This window comes from Allorhizocola rhizosphaerae (genome assembly GCF_003426775.1).
In the GTDB taxonomy this organism is placed as follows: Bacteria; Actinomycetota; Actinomycetes; order Mycobacteriales; family Micromonosporaceae; genus Allorhizocola; species Allorhizocola rhizosphaerae.
Map to the genome: position 1 here is coordinate 32,498 of NZ_QJUG01000027.1, position 20,089 is coordinate 52,586.

Annotated in this window: 25 protein-coding genes; 18 read left to right on the plus strand and 7 right to left on the minus strand. The window is 68.6% G+C overall.

Features of this window, described 5'->3' with window-relative positions:
* Positions 1-2: 2 nt before the first annotated feature.
* A complete protein-coding gene (locus tag DM816_RS08040; protein ID WP_117209538.1) occupies positions 3-767 on the minus strand; it encodes a class I SAM-dependent methyltransferase in 765 nt (254 codons plus the stop codon).
* Positions 768-956: 189 nt separating this feature from the next.
* Here DM816_RS08040 and DM816_RS08045 point away from each other — a divergent pair, with 189 nt between their 5' ends.
* Genes DM816_RS08045 through DM816_RS08065 form a run of 5 tightly spaced genes read left to right on the plus strand, consistent with a single transcriptional unit; the run spans position 957 to position 5,523 of the window.
* The gene (locus DM816_RS08045; protein WP_162907221.1) at positions 957-2,258 is read left to right on the plus strand and encodes a condensation domain-containing protein; all 1,302 of its coding nucleotides are present in this window, start codon (positions 957-959) and stop codon (positions 2,256-2,258) included.
* Between the two features lies 1 nt (position 2,259).
* Entirely contained in the window at positions 2,260-3,603 is a 1,344-nt protein-coding gene (locus DM816_RS08050; protein WP_117209512.1) for a condensation domain-containing protein, read from the plus strand.
* Positions 3,600-4,523 (plus strand): 3-oxoacyl-[acyl-carrier-protein] synthase III C-terminal domain-containing protein, encoded by a 924-nt coding sequence (locus tag DM816_RS08055; protein WP_117209513.1) that lies wholly within the window; start codon positions 3,600-3,602, stop codon positions 4,521-4,523. Before DM816_RS08050 ends, DM816_RS08055 begins: the two co-directional genes overlap by 4 nt.
* A 12-nt stretch (positions 4,524-4,535) precedes the next feature.
* Positions 4,536-4,808, plus strand: a complete 273-nt coding sequence (locus tag DM816_RS08060) for an acyl carrier protein (RefSeq protein ID WP_117209514.1) — start codon at positions 4,536-4,538, stop codon at positions 4,806-4,808.
* The gene (locus DM816_RS08065) at positions 4,792-5,523 is read left to right on the plus strand and encodes a 2-hydroxy-acid oxidase (RefSeq protein WP_117209515.1); all 732 of its coding nucleotides are present in this window, start codon (positions 4,792-4,794) and stop codon (positions 5,521-5,523) included. Before DM816_RS08060 ends, DM816_RS08065 begins: the two co-directional genes overlap by 17 nt.
* Here DM816_RS08065 and DM816_RS08070 read toward each other — a convergent pair.
* Positions 5,500-6,264, minus strand: coding sequence for an ABC transporter permease (locus DM816_RS08070; protein ID WP_117209516.1), 765 nt, complete (start codon positions 6,262-6,264; stop codon positions 5,500-5,502). The genes DM816_RS08065 and DM816_RS08070 overlap by 24 nt on opposite strands.
* Before the next feature lie 11 nt (positions 6,265-6,275).
* A complete protein-coding gene (locus tag DM816_RS08075; RefSeq protein WP_117209517.1) occupies positions 6,276-7,232 on the minus strand; it encodes an ATP-binding cassette domain-containing protein in 957 nt (318 codons plus the stop codon).
* A gap of 236 nt (positions 7,233-7,468) precedes the next feature.
* On the opposite strand from DM816_RS08075, the gene DM816_RS08080 reads away from it, so the two are divergent.
* The 3 genes from DM816_RS08080 to DM816_RS08090 all read left to right on the plus strand — a co-directional run bounded on the left by DM816_RS08080 (position 7,469) and on the right by DM816_RS08090 (position 9,341).
* Positions 7,469-7,738, plus strand: a complete 270-nt coding sequence (locus tag DM816_RS08080) for an acyl carrier protein (RefSeq protein WP_117209518.1) — start codon at positions 7,469-7,471, stop codon at positions 7,736-7,738.
* Positions 7,739-7,796: 58 nt separating this feature from the next.
* Positions 7,797-8,867, plus strand: coding sequence for a LacI family DNA-binding transcriptional regulator (locus DM816_RS08085; RefSeq protein ID WP_162907222.1), 1,071 nt, complete (start codon positions 7,797-7,799; stop codon positions 8,865-8,867).
* A 117-nt stretch (positions 8,868-8,984) separates the two neighbouring features.
* Positions 8,985-9,341: a DUF6223 family protein gene (locus tag DM816_RS08090; RefSeq protein WP_117209520.1), complete on the plus strand. Its 357-nt coding sequence runs from the start codon at positions 8,985-8,987 to the stop codon at positions 9,339-9,341.
* A 26-nt stretch (positions 9,342-9,367) separates the two neighbouring features.
* Here the strand turns inward: DM816_RS08090 and DM816_RS08095 are convergent, their stop codons facing one another.
* Complete coding sequence (locus tag DM816_RS08095; protein ID WP_117209521.1) at positions 9,368-9,835, minus strand: hypothetical protein; 468 nt, start codon at positions 9,833-9,835, stop codon at positions 9,368-9,370.
* Positions 9,836-9,941: 106 nt separating this feature from the next.
* On the opposite strand from DM816_RS08095, the gene DM816_RS08100 reads away from it, so the two are divergent.
* Together DM816_RS08100 and DM816_RS08105 are read left to right on the plus strand one after the other, a co-directional pair.
* Entirely contained in the window at positions 9,942-12,143 is a 2,202-nt protein-coding gene (locus DM816_RS08100; RefSeq protein ID WP_162907223.1) for a tetratricopeptide repeat protein, read from the plus strand.
* 44 nt (positions 12,144-12,187) lie between these two features.
* A complete protein-coding gene (locus DM816_RS08105; protein ID WP_162907224.1) occupies positions 12,188-13,297 on the plus strand; it encodes an alpha/beta hydrolase family protein in 1,110 nt (369 codons plus the stop codon).
* Here the strand turns inward: DM816_RS08105 and DM816_RS08110 are convergent.
* Positions 13,283-13,864, minus strand: coding sequence for a mycothiol transferase (locus DM816_RS08110; RefSeq protein ID WP_117209524.1), 582 nt, complete (start codon positions 13,862-13,864; stop codon positions 13,283-13,285). The two genes, DM816_RS08105 and DM816_RS08110, sit on opposite strands and share 15 nt — an antisense overlap.
* A gap of 87 nt (positions 13,865-13,951) precedes the next feature.
* On the opposite strand from DM816_RS08110, the gene DM816_RS08115 reads away from it, so the two are divergent.
* From DM816_RS08115 to DM816_RS08140, 6 genes are all read left to right on the plus strand, one after another.
* Entirely contained in the window at positions 13,952-14,284 is a 333-nt protein-coding gene (locus DM816_RS08115) for a hypothetical protein (RefSeq protein WP_117209525.1), read from the plus strand.
* 86 nt (positions 14,285-14,370) lie between these two features.
* Complete coding sequence (locus tag DM816_RS08120; RefSeq protein WP_117209526.1) at positions 14,371-14,577, plus strand: hypothetical protein; 207 nt, start codon at positions 14,371-14,373, stop codon at positions 14,575-14,577.
* Between the two features lie 182 nt (positions 14,578-14,759).
* On the plus strand, positions 14,760-15,779 hold the full coding sequence (locus tag DM816_RS08125; RefSeq protein ID WP_162907225.1) for a zinc-dependent alcohol dehydrogenase: 1,020 nt from the start codon (positions 14,760-14,762) through the stop codon (positions 15,777-15,779).
* A gap of 201 nt (positions 15,780-15,980) precedes the next feature.
* The gene (locus tag DM816_RS08130; RefSeq protein ID WP_117209528.1) at positions 15,981-16,331 is read left to right on the plus strand and encodes a hypothetical protein; all 351 of its coding nucleotides are present in this window, start codon (positions 15,981-15,983) and stop codon (positions 16,329-16,331) included.
* A gap of 17 nt (positions 16,332-16,348) precedes the next feature.
* A complete protein-coding gene (locus DM816_RS08135; RefSeq protein ID WP_117209529.1) occupies positions 16,349-16,819 on the plus strand; it encodes a hypothetical protein in 471 nt (156 codons plus the stop codon).
* A gap of 15 nt (positions 16,820-16,834) precedes the next feature.
* A complete protein-coding gene (locus DM816_RS08140; RefSeq protein WP_117209530.1) occupies positions 16,835-17,182 on the plus strand; it encodes a hypothetical protein in 348 nt (115 codons plus the stop codon).
* Here the strand turns inward: DM816_RS08140 and DM816_RS08145 are convergent.
* Complete coding sequence (locus tag DM816_RS08145) at positions 17,175-17,438, minus strand: hypothetical protein (RefSeq protein WP_117209531.1); 264 nt, start codon at positions 17,436-17,438, stop codon at positions 17,175-17,177. The two genes, DM816_RS08140 and DM816_RS08145, sit on opposite strands and share 8 nt — an antisense overlap.
* 250 nt (positions 17,439-17,688) lie before the next feature.
* Positions 17,689-18,477 (minus strand): IclR family transcriptional regulator, encoded by a 789-nt coding sequence (locus DM816_RS08150; RefSeq protein ID WP_117209532.1) that lies wholly within the window; start codon positions 18,475-18,477, stop codon positions 17,689-17,691.
* 92 nt (positions 18,478-18,569) lie between these two features.
* Between DM816_RS08150 and DM816_RS08155 the strand changes: the two genes are divergently transcribed.
* Both DM816_RS08155 and DM816_RS08160 read left to right on the plus strand, forming a co-directional pair.
* Positions 18,570-19,514, plus strand: coding sequence for a U32 family peptidase (locus DM816_RS08155; protein WP_117209533.1), 945 nt, complete (start codon positions 18,570-18,572; stop codon positions 19,512-19,514).
* A gap of 114 nt (positions 19,515-19,628) precedes the next feature.
* Entirely contained in the window at positions 19,629-19,916 is a 288-nt protein-coding gene (locus DM816_RS08160) for a DUF4193 family protein (protein ID WP_117209534.1), read from the plus strand.
* The last annotated feature ends 173 nt before the right edge of the window (positions 19,917-20,089 follow it).

Consider the following 20,089-nt stretch of genomic DNA (forward strand, 5'->3'; position numbering starts at 1 on the left):
AGTCAGGCCGTCGCCTCGACGTACAGGGTCTCGTCGTTGCGGATCATCAGGTCGAGCTGGGCAACGTCCGGCCGTGCGCCGTCGCGGAAGGCGCAGGCCCGCACCTCGCCGGGGTCGAAACCGGCGCGCGCCAACGCGTGCTTCAGCTCATCGAAGTCGAAGATCCAGCGGTGGCCATACAGATAGAAGATCTGATTGAGCATGAACGCCCCACGGGCCGGCATGGGTGGCGCGACGCCGCCGAGCGCCTTCTGCACGCGCCCGCGATGCTTGGCGAAGAAGGCGCCGCCGTTGACGTAGGCCTCCGCATACTTGCGCAGATCGGGTGTGGTCACGCGGAACAGGCCGCCCGGCGCGAGGATCCGGCGCACCTCGGCCAGCCAGCCCACGGCCGTCTTCATCGACACGTGCTCGATGAGATGCTCGGCGTAGACCCACTCCACGGACGCGTCCTCGAACGGCAGCGGCTCGCAGATGTCGAGCTCGATGAAGAAGCACTCGCCGTCGACCCGATAGATCCGGCCCCGCTCGGTGAGCGTGTCGCCGGCCTGCAGGCCCATCAGGTCCGTGCCGAGTCCCGTCGGATGCGACGTTTTGAACGCGGCGAACTCGATGCCGGTGATGCCGTGCGCGGCGAGGTCGTCGCGCCGGAACACCGGTCCCTCCGCGACCACCTCAAGCTTCTCGACGACGGTGCGGCCCTGCATGAACTCGTTGGTGAGCGCTTCGAGGCCGGCGGGATCCTCCCAGTCCCAATCATTGGTCATGCGGCGCACACTCTCCATCGGTCCGGCGACATTGGCGGGAGATTAGCAACGCCACGGTGATCCCACAACGGTAGTTTGACGCATGGACAAACATACGAGCGATTGATTGCTTTATTCAAAAATCTCGGCGTATGGTGACGCGACCGCTGACCTCGACGACAAAGTGGACGCACGTTTGACATGCGATTCGTGATTTCCGAACGGGTTCCCGTCCCGTTCGAGGGCGTGGGCAGCGGGGTCGGCGAGCTGTCCTGGACGCAGCAGGCCATGTGGGCGGACATGAAGCGGGCCGGGATCTCGCTGGCGATGACCGCCGTCAGGGAGCTCGCCCCCGGGGCGACCGCCGCCGAGTTCGCCGACGAATACCGCTTCTATCTGAGCCGTTACGAGTCCATGCGCACGCTGCTGCGGTTCGAGCCGGACGGGCGCGTCCTGCAGGTCGTGCACGGCTCCGGTACCGCGGAAATAAAAATCATCGAAGCCGGTGACCGCGACCCGGCGGAACTGGCCGTGGAGCTGGCCGACAATTACGGATTCATGCGCTTCGACTACGAGCGTGACTGGCCCATGCAGCTGATGCTCGTGCGGCGCGACGGGGTGCTGACCCACGCCGTGATAGCCGTCGCCCATCACATGGCCGACTTCAACGCCGCGATGGCCATGCTGGACGACCTGCGCTCGCGCGACCCGGTCACCGGCGAGCCACCGCGGCCGCCCGGCATCCAGCCGCTGGCGCAGGCGCGACTGCAGCAGACTCCGGCGGCGCGCCGGCAGAACGAGGCCGCCCTGCGCTATTGGGAGAAGCAGCTGCGGGCGATCCCACCGACGATGTTTCCGGTCAGGCGCGCACCGGACGGCCTCTGGTACGCCGAATATCTCTCGCCCACGATGTACCGCGCCGCGCACGCCATTGCGGCTCGCCTCCGCGTGAACACCGGCCCGGTGCTATACGCCGCGATGGCCACGGCACTGTCCCACATCGTCGGCGTCAACCCGGTCGCCACGATGATCACGGTGAACAACCGGTTCCGCCCGGGTCTGGCCGACGCCGCCGGGCACATGGTCCAGCATGGACTGTGCACATTGGACATAGATGCGGCCGGCTTCGACGAGCTGGTGCGCACGGCAAGGCGCCGCCTGATGGTCGCGCAGAAATACGGCTATTACGTCCAGGCCGATGTCGACGCGCTCGTCGAGCGCGTCGGCCGGGAGCGCGGCGTACAGTTCGACCTGTACTGCCTGTACAACGACCGGCGGCCGGAGGAGGGCTCACCGGACGCGTCGCCCGCCGGGCCGTCCACGTTGACCTGGCGGAAGGTCGAGCACCTGCACTTCCGGATGATCTTCCACGTCAACGACAACGTCGACCGCGCGCTGAGCCTCCAGGTGCAGTTCGACACCGCCTGCATCGGCCGGGCCGACGTGGTGGCGCTGTTCGAGCACATGGAAAAGCTGTTGGTGGCGGCCTCTTCGCCGGGAACGGAGCGCTGACATGGACCTGGTCTTGGCCGAACGGGTCCCGGTCCCGTTCGAGGGCGACGACGGCGGCACCGGCGAGCTGAGCTGGGGGCAGCAGTCCGTCTGGCAGGAGATGGAAGAATCCGGCGTGTCGCTGGCGATGACCGCCGTCCGGGAGCTGCCGCCCGGCGCAGAGGTCAAGGAGTTCGTCACCGAGTTCGCTTTCTATCTCAGCCGGTACCAAGCGATGCGCACGCTGCTGCGGTTCGAGCCGGACGGGCGGGTGCTGCAGGTCGTCGAGCGCGCGGGGAGCGCCGAGATCGAGGTCTACGACGCCGCGGGCCACGACCCGGCCGACATCGCGGCGCAGGTCGGCGAGCACTACATGGCGAAGGTCTTCGACTACGCACACGAGTGGCCGATGCGCTGGGCCCTGGTGCGGCATGACGGGGTGCTCACGCACGCGGTCGTGGCGCTCGCCCACCACGTGGCCGACCCGACGAGCGCGATGGCCATGATCGAAGACCTGCGCGACCGCGACCCGGTGACGGGCGAACCCCCGCGCCCGCCCGGCATCCAGCCGCTGGAACAGGCGCGGCGGCAACAGGAGCCGCCGGCGCGCCGGCAAAACGACGCCGCGCTGCGCTACTGGGAGGAGCAGCTGCGCGTCATCCCGCCGAGCATGTTTGCCGCCGAGGATCCCGGCCGGCGCTATCCGGGACGCTTCTGGCAGGTCGATTTTTCTTCTCCCGCCCTGTACCTTGCCCTGCGCGCCGTGGCCGCCCGGCTCGGCGTGACCACGGGCGCCGTCCTGTTCGCCGCGTTCTCCGGCGCGCTGTCCCGGGTGATCGGCCTCGACCCGGTCGCGCTGACCGTCACGGTGAACACCCGGTTCCGTCCCGGGCTGTCCGGCGCGGCCGGGCCGATGACCCAGCTCGGCCTGTGCACGCTGCAGGTCGGCGAGCTCGGTTTCGACGAACTGGTGCGCGCGGCGCGCCGCCGCCTGCTGGTGGCGCGGAAGCACTCGTACTACTCGCCCTTGGAGTGCGAGCGGGTGATCGAGCGGGTCGGCCGGGAGCGGGGGGTCGCGTTCGATCTGCGCTGCATGTTCAACGACCGGCGGGTCGAGGAGGGTCCAATCCAGACGATTGCCGGCGAGGCCGAGATGCGCGCCGCGCTCGCGGCCACGAAGGCCGACTGGAAGGAGGTCGAGGGCCTGCACCAGGTGCTGATGATCCACGTCAACGACCATCCCGCCGCGCTGGAGGCGCTGGTCCAGGTGGACACGGCCTACGCCGCACGCGCCGACATCGCGGAGGTGCTGCGGCGCATGGAGTCGATGGTGCTCGACGCGGCCGTGCGGCGGGCAGTCCGATGATCGCGCTGGAGGGGGTGGCCACATACCTGCCCGAGCACCAGGTGCCGATCGACGATGTCGGGCAACAGCTTGGGCTGTCGGCCATGCAGGTCAAGGTGTTCAAGCGGTTCCATGGCCTGGCCGAGATCCGCCGTGATCCGGAGAGCACGCTGCTCGATCTGCTGCTGGCGTCCGCGACGCGCCTGGAGGCGCTGCGCGGCCGGGAGCATCAGGTCAAATACGTGATCTATGCGCGGGCCATCCCGGTCGGCGTGCCGTTTCCGGCCAACCCGCTGCACGAGCTGTGCCACAAGCTGGGCCTGGACCGGGCGGTCGGGTTCACCGTGACCCAGCAGGCGTGCGCGTCCGGGCTGCAGGCCCTCGACGTGGCGGACAAGCTGCTGTCCGGCGACCCGGACCCGGACGCGCTGGCGCTGCTGGTGGCGGGGGAGAAGACGTTCACCGCCGAATCGCAGTGGCTGCCCGAGACGTCGATTTTCGGCGAGGGCAGCGCGGCCTGCCTGATCTCGCGCGGCGGGTCGCGCGATCGGTTGCTGTCCTACGCGGCCAGGCAGCGCGGCGAGCTCGACGGTGAGCACGCCGACGTGGCCGCGGAGTTCCAGCGGGGGTACCACAACAGCATCGCCGAGATCATCCTGGCGGCGGTCGAGCGGGCCGGGCTGGTGCTCGACGACATCGGCCTCATCCTGCCGCACAACGTGAATCACGTGTCGTGGCAACGGGTGTGCCGGCGGATCGGCTTCCCGCAGGCGCAGGTGGTGCTGGGCAACGTCGCCCGTTACGGGCACGTGTTCTGCGCCGACGCGTTCATCAACTACGAGACCGCGCGAGACCGGCTGCGGCCGGGGGACCGCTACGTCATCGCCGCGGCCGGTGCGGGCCGCGGCGCGACCTACTCGGCGATGGTCTTCGAACACTAGGAGAGGGTGGCCATGACCACGAATATCGACACGGAACTGCGCGAGCGGGTCGCCGGGCGCGTCTGCGCGCTGCTGCCCAGGTTCGTCCGCGACGAGCTGACCGACGTTTCGGAGCAGACCCGGCTCATCGAGCTGGGCCTCACCTCGGCGTCCACATTGGAGCTCCTGCTGACCATCGAGGACGAGCTCGAGATCCAGATCGATGTGGAGGAGTTCGACGAGCAGCACGTGGAAACGGTCGGCACGCTCGCCGACTACGTGGCCGGCCATGCCGTCAGGTTCTGATGCCCTGCACCTGATCCGGGTGCGGCGGCGGCTCTTCGGCACCCCGGCGCAGCTGCCGCCGGCCCACCGTGCCGCGCTCGGCGTCTTTATCACCGATCTGGTACGTCCATACGGCCTCGCGCTGCGCGAGCAGGAGGTCCACAATGGGCACTCCTACGGCGAGATGGCCGCCGAGCTGATCGCGGAGACGGTGGGCGCGCACGAGCCGGTGGACCTGCTCGTGCTGGCGTTCGCCATCCCGGACCTGTGGCCGGGCCGGGCCACCGCGACCTATCTGAGCCACGTGTGCCCGGGGGAGCCGCTGGCGTTCGCGGTCTGCGATCAGGGCACGGCCGCCGCGTTCACCGGCCTGCGGCTGGCCCGCGAATACCTGCGCGGCGATGGGTTCGAGCGGGCGCTGGTGTTGATCGTCGAACAGGCCGTGCTGCCGTACGAGCCCGCCGCGCCGGTCACCCTACCGCAACGGCATGCGGGGGTCGCGCTCCTATGTGGACGCTCAGGCGGGTTGCGGTTGGAAGCGCTGGAGCAACACCCCGACGTCACGGCCGAGCGAGCGATCGAGATGCTGGGCGACACCCGAGACACGGGCACGGGCGCCTGGTGGGAGCTCGACCCCTCCTCGCCCGGTGGGGAGGTGCTCGTCGCCGATTACGACCCGCTGCTGCGCTATCTGTGCCTGGCCCGCTTCACGTCAGCGGATGTTGCGGGAATATAGGCGCACCGACAGCAGGACCGTCACGACCGCGAGGACCGACACGATCAGCGTGCCCTGCCACACCACCGGGTCGGTCAGCGAGCCCCAGAAGAGCGCCCGCACGCTGTTGGTCGCCCACGAGAACGGGTTGGCCAGGGCCAGCTTCTGGATCCACACCGGCGCGATCGCCAGCGGTAGCAGCACCCCGGCCAGCAGCGCGATCGGCTGGCCGATCGAGTTGAGCAGGGAGCCGAGCGCGTTCTCGTTTTTTATCGTGAGTGCGATGTCGTACGAGATGGCCGCGGCCATGAGCCCGATGATGGTCAGCAGCGCATACGCCACGAGCAGGTTGGGCAGCGGCACGGTGAGCCCGAACGGGACCGACAGGATCGTGATCAGTGCACATTGGATGAGCATCGCCGTCACGTCCCGCGCGGCCCGGCCGAGCAGGAGGGCCGAGCGGCTGATCGGGGTCACCCGGGCCCGCTCCAGGATGCCCATGCGCAACTCGGCCACGAGCCCGAAGCCGGCAAACAGCCCGGTGTAGAAGCACATGACCACGAGCAGACCGGGCACGTAGATGTTGTAGGCGTCCTGGATGGTGCTGGCGCCCATCGGTAACAGAGCCTTTTGAAGGAACGGTGCGAACAGGAACAGGTAGGTTACCGGCTGGGCGAGCGCGAAGAAGAGCCAGATCGGCGACCGCCACATCAGCAGCAGCTGCCGCTGGTAAAGCAGCCAGGTGTCGCGCAACAGCTTCACGGATTCTCCTTTTAGGACTCTCGTAGCGAGCGGCCGGTCTTGGTGAGGAACACGTCGTCGAGGCTCGGCCGGTGCAGCGCAATGGTGGAAAGCGTGATGCCGTTGTCGTTCAGCTCCCGCATCACGTGCGGGATCGCGGTCTCGCCGGCGTCCACATAGAGGCGCAGGCCGGTCTCGCCGACGCTTTCCAGCTTGAGCACATACCGCTTGTCCTTGAGCACCTCCTCGGCCCGCGTGGTCGGCTCGTCGAGTCCGATCATCACCACGTCGCCGGAGATGTCCCGCTTGAGCTCCTCGGGCGTGCCCTCGGCGACGATCCGCCCGTAGTCGATGATCGCGATCCGGTCACACAGGGCGTCGGCCTCGTCCAGGTAGTGCGTGGTGAGGAAGACGGTCATGCCCTCGGAGCGCAGGCGGCGTACCTCTTCCCACATGTGGGCGCGGCTCTGCGGGTCGAGCCCGGCGGTGGGTTCGTCCAGGAACAGGACCTTCGGTCGGTGGATCACGCCGAGCGCGATGTCCAGGCGGCGCCGTTGCCCGCCGGAATACGTTTTGCACCAACGGTCGCCGTACTCGTCGAGCTGGAAGGCCTGGAGCGCGGCGTGCGTCCGCTGCTGCGCCTCGGCCTTGCTCAGGCCGTGCATGCGACCCTGCAGCACGAGCTCCTCGCGGGCGCTCACCTCGTCCCAGGTGCCGCCGCCCTGGGCCACGTATCCGATCACGGCGCGCACGCCCGCTGGGTTGGCGCGCAGGTCGACGCCCGCGATGTGGGCCTGTCCGCCGTCGGGATCGAGCAGGGTGGCCAGCATGCGAAGCGTGGTGGTCTTTCCGGCGCCGTTCGGCCCCAGGAACCCGAAGATCTCGCCCTCGGTGACGGACAGGTCCACCCCGCGCACGGCGTCGACGGTCGTGGTCTGCCGGCGACGCTTGGTGCGATAGGACTTGCGCAGCTGATTCGCCTGTATCATTTCCAGCTCCTGTCGCCCGCGTAACGGCCCGCCGTAACCGCGCGGACGTCAGCGTAGGGAACAGGGCTCCCATCCACAATGAACGATATGCATATTCAAACGGAAGCCCGACTGCGCCATGGACGATCGACCGGAAAAGACGGGCTGACCGGCGTGGTAGCGCTCCCAAGCCTTGTCGTGTAGCGTTCGGATCGCCGGGAGTAGATCTTTTTGGGGCCAGCGGAGGGGCGCATCGCATGACCACGACTCAGGAGATTCGCGAGTTCGTCCTCGAAGCGCTCATCGAGATGAAATACGACGTCACCGGCATCGACGACGACACCAGCCTGGGCACGGCAGGGGCCGACCTCGAGTCGCTCGCGCTCGCCGAGCTGACCGTGCGGGTCGAGGAGCGATACGGCGTGCGGTTCGAGGACGAAGAGACCGAGAAGCTCGCGACCGCGACCGTCGGTGAGCTCTGCGCGGCCGTCGCGGCCCGGGTCGAGGCGGGGGTCTCCAGCGCCTGATGGCGTGGGTTTCTCCTAATGCAATCGTATGCAGGCATTGGATGCTAATCTTGCGTCAATGTCCGACCACGACACACCCAGCCGGCCCGTGCCGACCATGCGCGACATCGCGGCCGCCGCGGCCGTGTCGCAGAGCACGGTTTCCCGGGTGCTCAGCGGGGTGCCGACGGCCGTGCCGATCGCGCCGCAGACCCGGCAGCGGGTGTTGCAGACGGCTCGCGAGCTGGGCTACCGGCCCAATCCGCTGGCCCGCGGGCTGCGCGGGGCCGCGACCAACCTGATCGGCGCGGTGGTGCGCGACTTCAGCGACCCGTTCTTCGCCGGGGCCATCGAGGCGCTCGTGGTCGAATCCATGGGGCATGGCTACAACGTGGTCCTCGGCCACGCGCCCGGCCGGACCGGCAAGGGCGCGGTCTCGCTGACCACCGTGCTGGAGACCCGGCACACCGACGCCGTCGTGCTGCTGGGCGCCATGCAGGAGCACCCGAAGCTGCTGACCGAGCTGCGCAGCTCCGTCGTGCCGGTGGTGGCGCTGTGGCCGGGCATCGGGCCGCACGACTTCCCGACCGTCGACGCCGACGACCGGGCCGGCATCCGCGCCGGGCTGAGCCACCTGGAATCGTTGGGACATAGGCGGATTGCCTTCGTCAATGCCGAACTTCCAGGCAATTATCGGGTACGGGTGGAGGCCTACGCCGATTTCATGCGGGAGCGCTTCGGCGCGGTGCCGCCCGGCTATGTCGAGCAGTGCCCCAACACGCTCGCGGGCGGTGACGCCGCGCTGCGCCGCCTGCTCGCGCATCCCGAGCCGCCGACGGCAGTCGCGACGTCGACCGACCTCGTGGCGGTCGGCGTCCTGCACGCCGCGCACAGCCTCGGCGCGACCGTGCCGGATCGCCTGTCCGTGGTGGGATTCGACGACATCCTCATCGCCGCGCACACCGTGCCCGCGCTCACCACGCTGCGCATGCCGATCGCGGAGATCGTGGGCCACGCCGTGGCGCAGGCGGTCGGCCTGACCCGTGAGCCGGCCGGATCGCCCCGCCGGACGGGGCACAAGGTGTTCGCACCGGCACTGGTCGTCCGCGACTCAACCGCCCCGTTGATGGCGACAACACCGGGGGTATGAATCCCCGCGCGCGTACGACACGGCTCGTACGCCACTCGCGACTCTCGCACGACGACACAGGAGCACGTCGATACATACGCTTCCGCTGTATTCGTTACGCGTTCGAAGGGATCGACGATGTCCATCCAACACGTGCTTGCCCACGTCTCGGCTCAGCCGGACGAGGTCACTGCCTACACCATGGGCCCCGGGCGAATCGCGGCCATCGTGGCCGGTTTGCTGGCGCTGGCCGGCGTGATCGTCGGTGGGCTGGCTCTGCTCCGCTCGACCGGTGACAGCCGGAGACGCCGCGCCGTCACGGCCCAATTGCTGGGCGCGATCGGCATTGTCGTCGGCGCGATCGTGGTGGCCACGGCCGACGGTGGTCTCGGCACCGGCAACGGACTGGGCGGGGATGTCGTGGCCGGCGTGGTCGGGCTGATCGGCGTGGTCCTCGGCCGGCTGGCGCTTGGCCGCTCCCGCCGCGCCGGCTGACCCGGCATGGTGCCGGGTCAGCGCGCCTACTTCGTCTCGCCGGCCTCTTGCAGGTGCGCGGTGGCGTGGGCGTGATGCGCGTGCGGCATCATGTATTCCTCGGGGCGCAGCAGCATGACGCCGGCCATCGCGGGAAGCATGAGCATGTGCCCGATGCCCGACAGCGCACCCTCGTCGATCAGACCGGCCCACAGCAACGGGAACAGCGCGATAAACGGCAGATACATCGCAGCGGCCATCTCGGCGATGGGGCGCCAGCCGTGTCGCCGGATCACCATCCACACCGTCATGCCGATCGTCATGGCCGTCGCCATGACAAGGGTGTGCACGTCGGGACGGGCGTAGACCGCCTGGGCTCCAAGGGATTTGAACAGCATGCCGCCCAGGGGAGTCAGCGCCATCCCGACCATCATCGCGATGACCATCTGCACGTAGTGCCACCAGAATCGGCCCCACGACCCTCCTGCGGCGAGCGCCCGCGACACCCGTTTCATTCCATGCTCCTCTCGTCTTCGCGTCCCGTGCACCATACCACCCGGGGGTATATGGCACCACCGGGTGGCATGGCGCGCGTCGATCGGGCCACTCACAATGAAGACCGTGACTATTGTCGCCCTTACGTTTGTCAATCTTGAGCTGGCCGAGCTTGTCGTCGCCGTCATCGGTGTCGCGCTCGCGGGCTTGACGGCCTGGCCGACGGTGCACCGGTGGCTCAAGCGGCGGTCAGCGCCCGCCACTACCGCAGTCGTGTCTCTTGTCGCGCCGACCGGCGAGGCGCGCACGGTGCTGCGCGGACGGGCCGCGGAAATGTCGTTGCTGCGCAAGGCGGTTCGGCGGCCGGGCGGGCGGTTCGTGGTGCTTGCCGGACTCGGCGGCGTGGGCAAGTCGGCGATTGCCTCGAAGCTGTGTGAGTGGAGGATGCAGGCCACGTTGCGCTCCGTCTGGTGGGTTTCGGCGCGCACGCCCGAGACGTTCACCGAGGGCCTGGTCGCGGTCGCCGAAAAGCTTGGCGGAACGTCTGCCGACTCGGCTGGCATCCGCGCCGGTACCGGTCACGCCCAGGACAGATTCTGGCGATTGCTCAGCCGAGCCCGCCGAGGCTGGTTGCTGGTGTTCGACGACGCTGACGACGTTGGCGTCTTGGGCCCGCTCAACGGGTCCGGCTGGGTGCGGCCGAGCCGTCGCGGACTCGTGCTGCTCACCAGCCGCGTGGGCAGCCATCGGGTTTGGGGCGACGCCGCGGTCGTCATCGACGTGAGCCCGCTGGGCGAGGCCAACGCGGCTCGCATGCTGCTCGACCTGGCCCCTGCCGGTGGCACCGAACACGAAGCCCGGAGCCTGGCCCGCCGCCTGGCCGGCTTGCCGCTCGCGCTCAACATGGCGGGACGCGGTCTCGGTTGGGAGTTTGCGCGCTGGAGCTCGTTTCGCGCCTATGTGGATGAGCTCAATGCGGACGGCATCGGTGAGGTGGCCGAGCCGGACGACGGCATGGGCACCGCGAGCGATCCGCGTCGCACGGTGATGTCCACCTACGAGCTTTCCCTGGACAGCCTCGCCGGCAAGGGCATCTCCCAGGCCAGACCCCTGCTGCGGCTGCTGTCATGCTTCGCGTCCACGGTGGCGATTCCCGTGAGCGTGTTGGAGCACGGGTCCGAATACGACAAGCCGCAGCTCATTGCCGGCCTGCGCGGTTTGGCCCGGCTCAGTCTCGTCACCGAGCTCAATTGGCCGATCGGTGGCGTGCCCGTCAAGGCCGTGTCGCTGCACCCGCTCGTGGCCGAGACCAACCGCATCCACCTTCAACTGGAAGGCGTCGCCTCGTGCCGGGCGACCCATCGGCTCGCCGTCGAGCTGATGTCGGCTGCCGTGGAACCGGTGCGCTTCGATGACAACGCGAGGTGGCCGATCGGGCATGCCCTCATCCCGCACGCGCGGCAGATGCTCGAAAGCACCGTGCCCCATCTCGACGAGGCCGATCTGGCGCGATTGCTCAACGCGGTGGGGCGTCTGGTCGCGGTGGCAGTGTGGAGCGGGTCCGAACGCGACGGTGAACGGCTCGCCGTGGACGCGCTCAACCGGGTCGGCCCACTGCGCAACGACCACCCCGGGTATCCCGCTTGCCTGCGGCTGCGCACCGAGCTTGCCTGGGCCACGGGCCGCCACGGGAACTGGCACGCCGCCCACGACGCGCTCGGCTCGGTGCTCGACGCGTGGTCAGCGGTGCCGGACGCCCCGGAGGAAAGCGTGCTTGACGTGCGGCACAAACTCGCATGGGCGACAGGCAAGACGGGCGACTGGGAATCGGCATACCAGGAGCTCACAGCGGTCCGTGGGCTTCGTGCGCGGATGCTCGGCGACGACCATCCCGACACGCTGCACACCCGTTGCTGCCTTTCCTGGGCGGCGTGGCGGATCTCGCACACGGGGGAGGCCGAAGCCGGGTACTTATCCGTTATCGAGGCTCGGCGGCGGGTGCTGGGCGACGATCACATCGAGACGCTCGACGCGCGGCACTCTTTGGGCGAAGGCTATGTGCTGGAGGGCCGCCACGCGGAGGCCGAAGCGGTACTGCGGGAAGTCATCTCCGATTACGACCGCGTCCTCGGGCCGCAGCACCCGGAGACCCTTGAGGTCAGGCCGCGTTATTGGCTCGGCCAAGCCCTGCGCCGGCAGGGGCGGCATCTTGAGGCCGATACGGTTCTCTCGGATCTGTTGGCCAGGCAGACGGAGGCGCTCGGACGCGATCACCCGGCGACCGTCGCCACGCGAACTAGCCGGTTGTGGGAGGAGGGCCACGACTGACCATTGTTTGACATGTGTCTCTGCGCTCGATGAGACTGGTGGGCGTGCGGTTGGTGAGAGCGGCGGCGGTGGCCGTGGGAGTGCTGCTCGCGGTGATGCCCGCGATGCCCGTGGCGGCAAAGGGTTCTGCGGCGCTGGGTGCGGTCATCCACAGTGGACCGTTGCCGCAGGAGCTGCGGTTGGCGGGTGCGGGCAAGGCGTGGAAGGTGTGGTATGTCTCCACATCCTGGCGTGGCGGGCAGACCGTGGTCACCGGGACGCTCACGCTGCCGGCGGGCAGGGCTCCGGCGGGCGGTTGGCCGGTGGTCAGTTTCGGGCACGGCTTCGGCGGTGTGGCCGACGCCTGCGCACAATCGCGCACCGGCCCGAGCCCGTGGGAGCGGTCGCTACAGGAGCGCTTTATCGCGGCGGGCTATGCCGTGGCGGTCGCCGATTTCGAGGGGATCGGCACGCCCGCGCCCAGTCCGGGCGTCGCGGGCAATGCCGAGGCATACAACATGACCGACATTGTCCGCGCGGCACGGCGAATCGCACCCGTGGCCCGCCGATGGGTTGCCGTCGGCTATTCGCTCGGCGGGCATGCCGCCCTGTTCACGAGCGCACTGACCGCCGCCTATGCGCCGCGGCTCGACCACGCCGGGACCATCGCGCTGGCACCGGTCACGCAGTGGGCGGCGCTCATCGCCTTTGGCCGCGATCCGGCCGCGCCGGCGCAGCCCACGACGTTCTACTCGGCGTACACATTGGAGCTCACCAGCGGTGGCGCCTACCGCGCGGCGGACTGGTTCACGCCGGCCGGGCTCGCGTTTGTGCGCCAGGCGGGCACGCTGTGCATCGACGAGCTTGCCGAACGCGCCGCCGGGCTCACCAACGCGGACGTGTTCACCGATCCGGCTGCGGCCGCCGACGAGCTGACCCGTCGGCTCGCCCCGCAGGAGATCCCGATCGCGGCCTATCCCGAGCCGGTGCGGGTCGCGCATGGCACGGCCGACACGCTGCCAGCCGTGCTCAGCGAGATTACGGCGGGGCAGCTGGCCGCCGCCGGGACCGAGGTGAGCTACACGCCGGTGCCCGGGGCCGACCATTTCACGCTGCTGCCCACGGTGGCCCCCGATGTCGTGCACTGGGCCGAAGCGCTGCTATCCGACCGGTGACCGGCCTGGCTTCGGCTTCCAGCCTGCGGGCGGGTCCTCGCCGGTGCGCCCGTCGACGGCCTCGCGCAGCAGGTCGGCGTGGCCGGTGTGCCTGCCGTACTCCTCGATGAGGTCGCACAGCAGCCGTCGCAGGCTCGCGTGCCGCCCGTCGGGCCAAGCGATGTGGACGGGCTGGTCGAGCCCGCCGGAGTCCAGCGCGGCGGCGAGCCGGGCGCGAGACCGGTCCACGGCACCGTCCCACAGCTCGTAAAGCAGCTCGGGCGGGTCTTCGGCGGCCGAGCCGAACTCCCAATCGTTGCTGCCGTCCCAGCCGAGGGCCTCCCACGGCGCGCCGATCGGCTTGCCGCCAAGCTTGGCAGTGAACGTGTAATCCTCAACGACGGCAAGGTGTTTGAGCAATCCGCCGAGTGTCAGCGTGGAGGAGGCGATCCGGGCACGCAGCCCGGCCGCGTCGAGGTCGTCGACCTTGTACCGAAATGTGGCGCGCAGCCGGTCGAGCGAGCCGGTGAGGTGTTCGGCCTCGGTGCCGGCCAGCGGCGGCTCCCATGGGGTGTCACTGTCGTTCATACCAGTGATCGTGGCACCCAATCCCGACACCCACTGTCGTATTCACAAGATGGCCGCGCCCAGGATGCCGCTGCGGTCGTAGGGGCCGTGCAGGCGCGAATCGACGCTGTACGCCGGGTTGTCGCCGAGCAACAGCAGGCACTGGCGCACTATCGGGAGCAGGCCAGCGACGCGGGCATCGGGCCGGCGCGGGGCAACCTCGCACTGATCAACCACGGGCTCGGCGGGCTGCGCGACGCTCACGCGTGCGCCCGGCAATCCCTTGCGGTGGAACGCAAGGCGGCCCGGAAGTACGGCCAGGCGGTGAACCTGTGCAACCTCACGCTGATCCTGAGCGACCTGGGCGAGCATCGCGCGGGGCCGCGCTGCACGATGCCCGCCGGGCCGCACGCATTGCCCGCGACGGCGGCTTTTAGCTGATCGAGGCGATCGCACGGGCCGGGCTGGCTGCCGTCCACCTGTCGCGGGGCGCACTGGACCCCGCGCGGGACGAGGCCGCGCAGGCAATGGACTTCCTGCGCGAGACCGGTGCGCGGCAAGAGGAGGGGCGTGCACTGCTCACGCTCGGCCGCATCCTGCACGCGGCGGGTGACGTGACCGGGGCGCGGTGTCACTGGCTCGAAGCGGCACGGCTGTTGCGGGAGTGCGGTGGCTTCGACGCCGAAATCGCCGTGCGCCTGCTCGGTTCGCCGCGTGCGACCGCTTTGGTATAGCTCGTTGCATGCATAAGCCCGGCGCTGATGCATGCAATTAAGCTAAGGTTCCCAACGGTTTTCAACGGTGGGAAATGTAGAAAGAAGTGAGATTGCCTTCGCGCCAACGGATTTGCGCGTCCCGGGTGTTGTCCGCATCGCGAACTGTTGCCATTCTGATGGCACGGCGCGAAGGGACTCACATGCAGGCACTCCTGGTGACCGGGCCGGGACGGTATGGGCTCGCCCAGCTGCCCGAGCCGGAACCTGGTCCGGGGGAGGTACTGGTCGCTCCGACCAGTGTCGGCATCTGCGGGTCGGATCTGGAGCTGCTGACCGGGCAGCGACCCGACGAGTATGTGCGTTATCCGGTCGTGCCCGGACACGAGTGGGTCGGGGTGGTCGTGCGGTGCGGCGTCGGCGTGACCGGGCTCTCGGCCGGGACTCCGGTGGTGGCCGAGGGCGTGCGGTCGTGCGGGGTGTGCCGCAGGTGCGCCGAGGGCCGGGTCAACCTGTGCGCGGGGGCCTATGCGGAGACCGGGTTCACCCATCCGGGCGCGCTCGCCGAACGCCTTGTCGTTCCCGAGGTTTTGGTGCATCCCCTGCCCGCCGGGCGATCGGTCGAGACCGCTGCGCTCATCGAACCGGCGGCGTGCGTGGCGACGGGATTACTCGAAGTGGGCATGCCCGCCGCGGGCGCGAAGATCGCGGTGGTGGGCGACGGGCCGCTCGGGCTGCTCGCGCTGGCGCTGCTGGACCTGAGCCGACCCGTGCGGTTGGCGCTCATCGGGTCGCACAAGCAGCGGCAGGCGTACGGGATGAAGTTGGGCGCGACCGAGACGTGGCTGCGCAACCAGGTGCCGCGCACCTGCGACGGCGGGTTCGACCTGGTGGTGGAGGCGACCAACTCGCCCGAGGGCGCGGCATCGGCGCTCATGCTCGCCCGCCGGGCCGGAACCGTTCTGCTGCTTGGCATTTCGGGCAGCGGCCGGGCCACCATCGACCCCGATATCATCACCCTGCGGCACCTGCGCGTGCAGGGCGTGTTCGCGGCCTCGCGGCCGGCGTGGCAGTGGCTGGTGTCGCTGTACACCGAGGGACTGTTCGACCCGGGCGCGCTCATCACGCACCGGTTCAAGCTTGAGGAGTTCGAGGAGGCGGTGGACCTGCTCGCCGATCCAGACTCCGCCGGGGCACTCAAGGTCGTCATCGCACCGAACTGAACCTGCCGGGTGCCGCATGGAGACTTCTCAGCCACCTGCGCCGTCGGGTCGGCAGCAGTCAAGTCACCATCTGACAGTCGAAAGCCCGCCGGAATGTCAAGCCGAACGGCCTGTGGCGGGAAGCCCAGGGCCTCAATCGTCGTATGTTGATCTGTCTGGCGATTCGCTTCCGCCACAAGCCATCTTCTCGGTCGTGAGTGCTTGCCGGCCTCGCGCACCTTTCCGGAGGCGCTCGACACCTCCAGCACCCTGAGCCTTGACTTCAGCCAGACGAGGCTGAGTGACAAGGACGCCTTCAAAGAGCTGGCGGCACTGAGTGATCGCTGGAAGCTGGGACTCGTCAAAGTGCTCCCAGAACTGAGCGGCGACCAAAACCGGCAGGTCTTCGTGCCGCTCGGGTCGTCACGGAACTTGCCTGACCCGGTGCGCTGGTACGGCGATCAAGCCGAGGGCCGGGTCGCACACTCCGGATCTCTCGAGCAGTCCTTTGCCACCGGCACCTATTTGGTGACGGGAGACCCGACCCACCTCGATGAGTTCCAAGGACGCTGACCGCGCAAGGGATACGGGTGCGGCGCGAGGACGACTCGCTGCTGCAGGGGCTCGGCCTTGTCGTCAGCCAAGGCGCCTTCCGCACCACACTGATGGCAAGCGCCGTGCTGATGGTGTCGCTCGCCCTGTACTGGCTGATGGTCAAGGCGAGGGGTGGTGCGCTTCGCGTCCTGGGCGGCGTGCCCGTCTGGCGGATCCAGTTTGAGGATCTCGGAAAGTTCTTGCCGGCGATGCTCATTGGCGCGGTCCCGGTCACCGCGGTGGCGCTTTCCTATGTGGCACTGACTCGTGGTGCACCATACGTGCCCTACTCCGCGCAGACGTTGTTCTGGCTAGTGTTCATCGTCATCGCGATCACGATGAGCGTTGCCATCGCGATGTCTCTGACGTCTTGGCCGAGCGCCGCCGTGCTGGCGCTCGCCGTCCAGCCGTGCAGAGCTTGCACAAAGCGTCGACCATCCTCAAGGCGGCCACGTTCGTCTTCCTGATCTTCCGTAGGGCCGGTGTGGATCGCCTACACCGATGCCAAGTCGGTGGCGGCTCAGCAGGCGCAGTGGAAAACTCTGGCAGACCAGGTGGTCCTGCGCCATCCCGCGGCCATCGGAGAAGCCGGATTCCAAGCTCTGATGAAGGACGTCGGTGGTGTCGTCCGCAGCACGGAGGAGCGAAGCGACGTAGCGATGAGCTACGCGCTCACTCCGGCGCACGTTCGGGGCGCGGACTTCGGGCGGTTCGACGCCTTGGCGCTGGCCAACCAGAGATGGCTGGACCTCATGCTGAAGGATGCCGCGCCCGGTGCCGTCGAGGCGATAGGGTCGACCAGGTGCCGCCCGGGATCGCCGACTACTTGAACGCCAACCTGCCTATCTGGACACGTGCCGTAAGCGCGGGCACGTCGCTGTCGGACTTCGAGATATACCAGTCGAATGGGTCGGTGGACATCGCCTTGGCGGCGGGCGGCAACGGCGACCTCATCTTTCCCGAGCGTCCCCTGATCCTGGTTGCGCCGAGCCTCTCCGCCACGTTCAACGATGACTTCATCGCCTCGCTCACGTCCAGCAACAACATCGTCTTCGCCGGCCTGGAGCCGACGATGCGGCTGCTCACCGAACGAAACCTGCGGCACACCATCCAGGTGAAGTATGCCGCCGAGGACGGTGTCCTGCGCGCTCAACTCACGGCATACCTTGCCTGGCTTCGCGGCGCCTCATTTGTTGGCCTCGTCGCCGCATTCGCGGTCGCGGCAGGGATCAGCGCGTTTATCAATGCCTCGCTGCGCGCCCGAAGAGACTTCCCGCTGCGCCTGGCGGGCAAGTCTTGGACCCAGATTCTGGCCCCTGCTCACCCGCTTCGGATCTCAGCGTTTCGCGCTGACGGCCGTGGCCGACCGGTGGCCCAGGCGCTCGGAAAGCTTGGCGGCACCGGCGATGACCAGCGGGCGCCACTGCGCCTCGGTGGTCTCGTTCCACCGGATCGTGGGCGCCGAGATGCTCATCGCGGCGATCATGCGGCCGGTGTGGTCGTAGACCCCGGCGGCCACACACTTGACGGCCTCGTTGGACTCGCAGTCGTCGAAGGACACGCCCTCGCGCCGGATCTCGGCCAGGTGCGCCCGCAGTTTGGTCGGCGACGCGATGCTGCGCGGGGTCATCGCGGTCAGGCCCTGCGAGCGAGGATAGCGCGCGTCGAGCGCCTCGTCGCTCAGCCCGGACAGCAGCATCTTGCCCACGGCCGTGCAGTGCGCCGGGAGCCTGCGGCCGACGGCCGACACCATGCGCACCGGATGGGTGCTGTCCACTTTGGCCACATAGACCACGGTCGTGCCGTCGAGCACGGCCACATGGACGGTCTCATCGCATGCCGCGGCCACATCGCCCGCCGCGTCCTGCGCCTCGCGCACCAGGTCGAGCCGATCGGCGAACTGGCTGCCCAGTTGGAACAGGCGCATGCCGAGCCGGAACCGGGTGGGTGCCCCCGACACGGCCTCTAGATAGCCCCGGTCCACCAGCGTCGTGACCAGCTCGTGCACGGTGGTCCTGGGCAGGTCGAGCTTCTCGGTGATCTGAGGCGCGGACAGCGCCGAGCGGTCCAAAAACAGCTCCAAAATGTCCAGTGCTCGGCTGACAGCGGGGACCGCCCGACCCATTGACGCCTCCATGACGTGTCGTGCAGACTTTCGATGGCCGAAGTTTCGAACTGAGTCTGTTATACCGAACTAGCGGCATCCTGGGAAGCGCGATGAGAATTGACCGGCTCACCACCCCGCAACTCTTCGCCGAATTAGGCCTGCCGCCTGAGGACGGCCATCAGCTGGAGCCGTCACCGCTGCGGTTCCCCGACGGCGGACAATACCGCGTGGAGATTCCCAGCGTCGAAGGGCCCCGCTGCCTGGAGGCGGTGCTGAGCGAGGCCGAGCGCTGGGACGTGCCCGTGGCGCGGGTGTCGCAGGGAAGCGGCGTCGGCCTGCTCACCGACGGCGAGATCGACGAGATGGTCCGGCTCGCCGGGGCGGCGGGCGTGGAGCTCAGCCTGTTTGCCCGGCCGTGCGCAGGTTGGGACGCGTCGGCCATGGCCCGCTCGTCGGGTGGGGCGTTCGTCGCGGCCTCGGCGCGCGGGCAGGATCAGCTCGTCGCGGTCATTGACGAGATCAGGCGGGCGGCGGATCTGGGCGTGCGCAGTGTGCTGGTGTCGGATCTGGGCGTGCTGTCGGTGTTCGGCCAGTTGCGCGAGCGCGGGGCGCTTCCGGCCGAGATGCAGGCAAAGGTGTCGGTCACGCTGCCCTCGGCCAACCCGGCGGCGGCGCGCGTGCTCGAACGCTTGGGCGCCAACACGATCAACCTGCCGACGGACCTCACGCTGGCGCAGGTGAGCGCCATACGTTCCACTGTGGACATCCCCTTGGATGTGTACGTGGAATCGCCCGACAATCTCGGCGGCTTCGTCCGGCACTACGAGCTTCCGCGGCTCATCGACATCGCCTCGCCCGTCTATGCCAAGTTCGGGCTGCGCAACGCGCCCGACATCTACCCCTCGGGCGGACACCTCGACGCGACCGCGGTGGAGCTGTCGCGCGAACGCGTGCGCCGCGCCCGGGTCGGCCTGGATCTGTTGTGCCGCAGTGGCTCCAAGGCGCAGGTGTCGGGTCCCGGCGCGCTGGGTCTGGCCCTGCCCGCGGCGGGCTAGGCGCCGCCGGCCGCCGGCCCACCGGAAATCCGCTCCGGCGGCTGGTTTACCGGCTGTACCGCGCGGGTACCCGCTGTCCGCTTACGACAGACAGATTGTGCGGAAGGAGTTGCGATGGCGAAGACGCTTGACTACGACGTGCCCCGGACTATGCCCGATGGCGTGCTGGTGCCCGATAGCCTCGAAGACCTTCAGGCACGCGGGCTCGGCACACCAGCGCCCAGTGATGTCGATGATGGGACGGCCGATGAGGTGTTTGAGGTGCCGGACGTCATCCTCGATGAGGAGCTCACCGTCCCGGTGGTCCCCATGCAGGCCGACGAGTTCCGGTGCGAACGCTGCTTTCTTGTCTGCCACGCCAGCCGCAGGGCGGGCCCGGGCATCTGCAGCGACTGTGCCTGACACCCAGGGCGGGCTGGCGGTGGGCTAGCGCCAAGGCCGTGTAGATAAGGATTTGGCCTGGATGTCAATGGCGGCGTGTTGATCCACGTGAATAGAACGGAGCTCCGGTAGAAAGGCTTGTCCTCCAAGACAACCGCTACCAAGGAGCTCCGCTGTCTGAATATTCTGACATT

Coding starts and splice junctions, on each gene's coding strand:
- DM816_RS08160 (WP_117209534.1), top strand. CDS start 19,629: ATGGCGAAGACGCTTGACTACGACGTGCCCCGGACTATGCCCGATGGC.
- DM816_RS08110 (WP_117209524.1), bottom strand. CDS start 13,864: ATGAACGACAGTGACACCCCATGGGAGCCGCCGCTGGCCGGCACCGAG.
- DM816_RS08095 (WP_117209521.1), bottom strand. CDS start 9,835: ATGAAACGGGTGTCGCGGGCGCTCGCCGCAGGAGGGTCGTGGGGCCGA.
- DM816_RS08085 (WP_162907222.1), top strand. CDS start 7,797: ATGTCCGACCACGACACACCCAGCCGGCCCGTGCCGACCATGCGCGAC.
- DM816_RS08055 (WP_117209513.1), top strand. CDS start 3,600: ATGATCGCGCTGGAGGGGGTGGCCACATACCTGCCCGAGCACCAGGTG.
- DM816_RS08080 (WP_117209518.1), top strand. CDS start 7,469: ATGACCACGACTCAGGAGATTCGCGAGTTCGTCCTCGAAGCGCTCATC.
- DM816_RS08050 (WP_117209512.1), top strand. CDS start 2,260: ATGGACCTGGTCTTGGCCGAACGGGTCCCGGTCCCGTTCGAGGGCGAC.
- DM816_RS08120 (WP_117209526.1), top strand. CDS start 14,371: ATGGACTTCCTGCGCGAGACCGGTGCGCGGCAAGAGGAGGGGCGTGCA.
- DM816_RS08065 (WP_117209515.1), top strand. CDS start 4,792: ATGCCGTCAGGTTCTGATGCCCTGCACCTGATCCGGGTGCGGCGGCGG.
- DM816_RS08125 (WP_162907225.1), top strand. CDS start 14,760: ATGCAGGCACTCCTGGTGACCGGGCCGGGACGGTATGGGCTCGCCCAG.
- DM816_RS08090 (WP_117209520.1), top strand. CDS start 8,985: ATGTCCATCCAACACGTGCTTGCCCACGTCTCGGCTCAGCCGGACGAG.
- DM816_RS08040 (WP_117209538.1), bottom strand. CDS start 767: ATGACCAATGATTGGGACTGGGAGGATCCCGCCGGCCTCGAAGCGCTC.
- DM816_RS08060 (WP_117209514.1), top strand. CDS start 4,536: ATGACCACGAATATCGACACGGAACTGCGCGAGCGGGTCGCCGGGCGC.
- DM816_RS08075 (WP_117209517.1), bottom strand. CDS start 7,232: ATGATACAGGCGAATCAGCTGCGCAAGTCCTATCGCACCAAGCGTCGC.
- DM816_RS08155 (WP_117209533.1), top strand. CDS start 18,570: ATGAGAATTGACCGGCTCACCACCCCGCAACTCTTCGCCGAATTAGGC.
- DM816_RS08150 (WP_117209532.1), bottom strand. CDS start 18,477: ATGGGTCGGGCGGTCCCCGCTGTCAGCCGAGCACTGGACATTTTGGAG.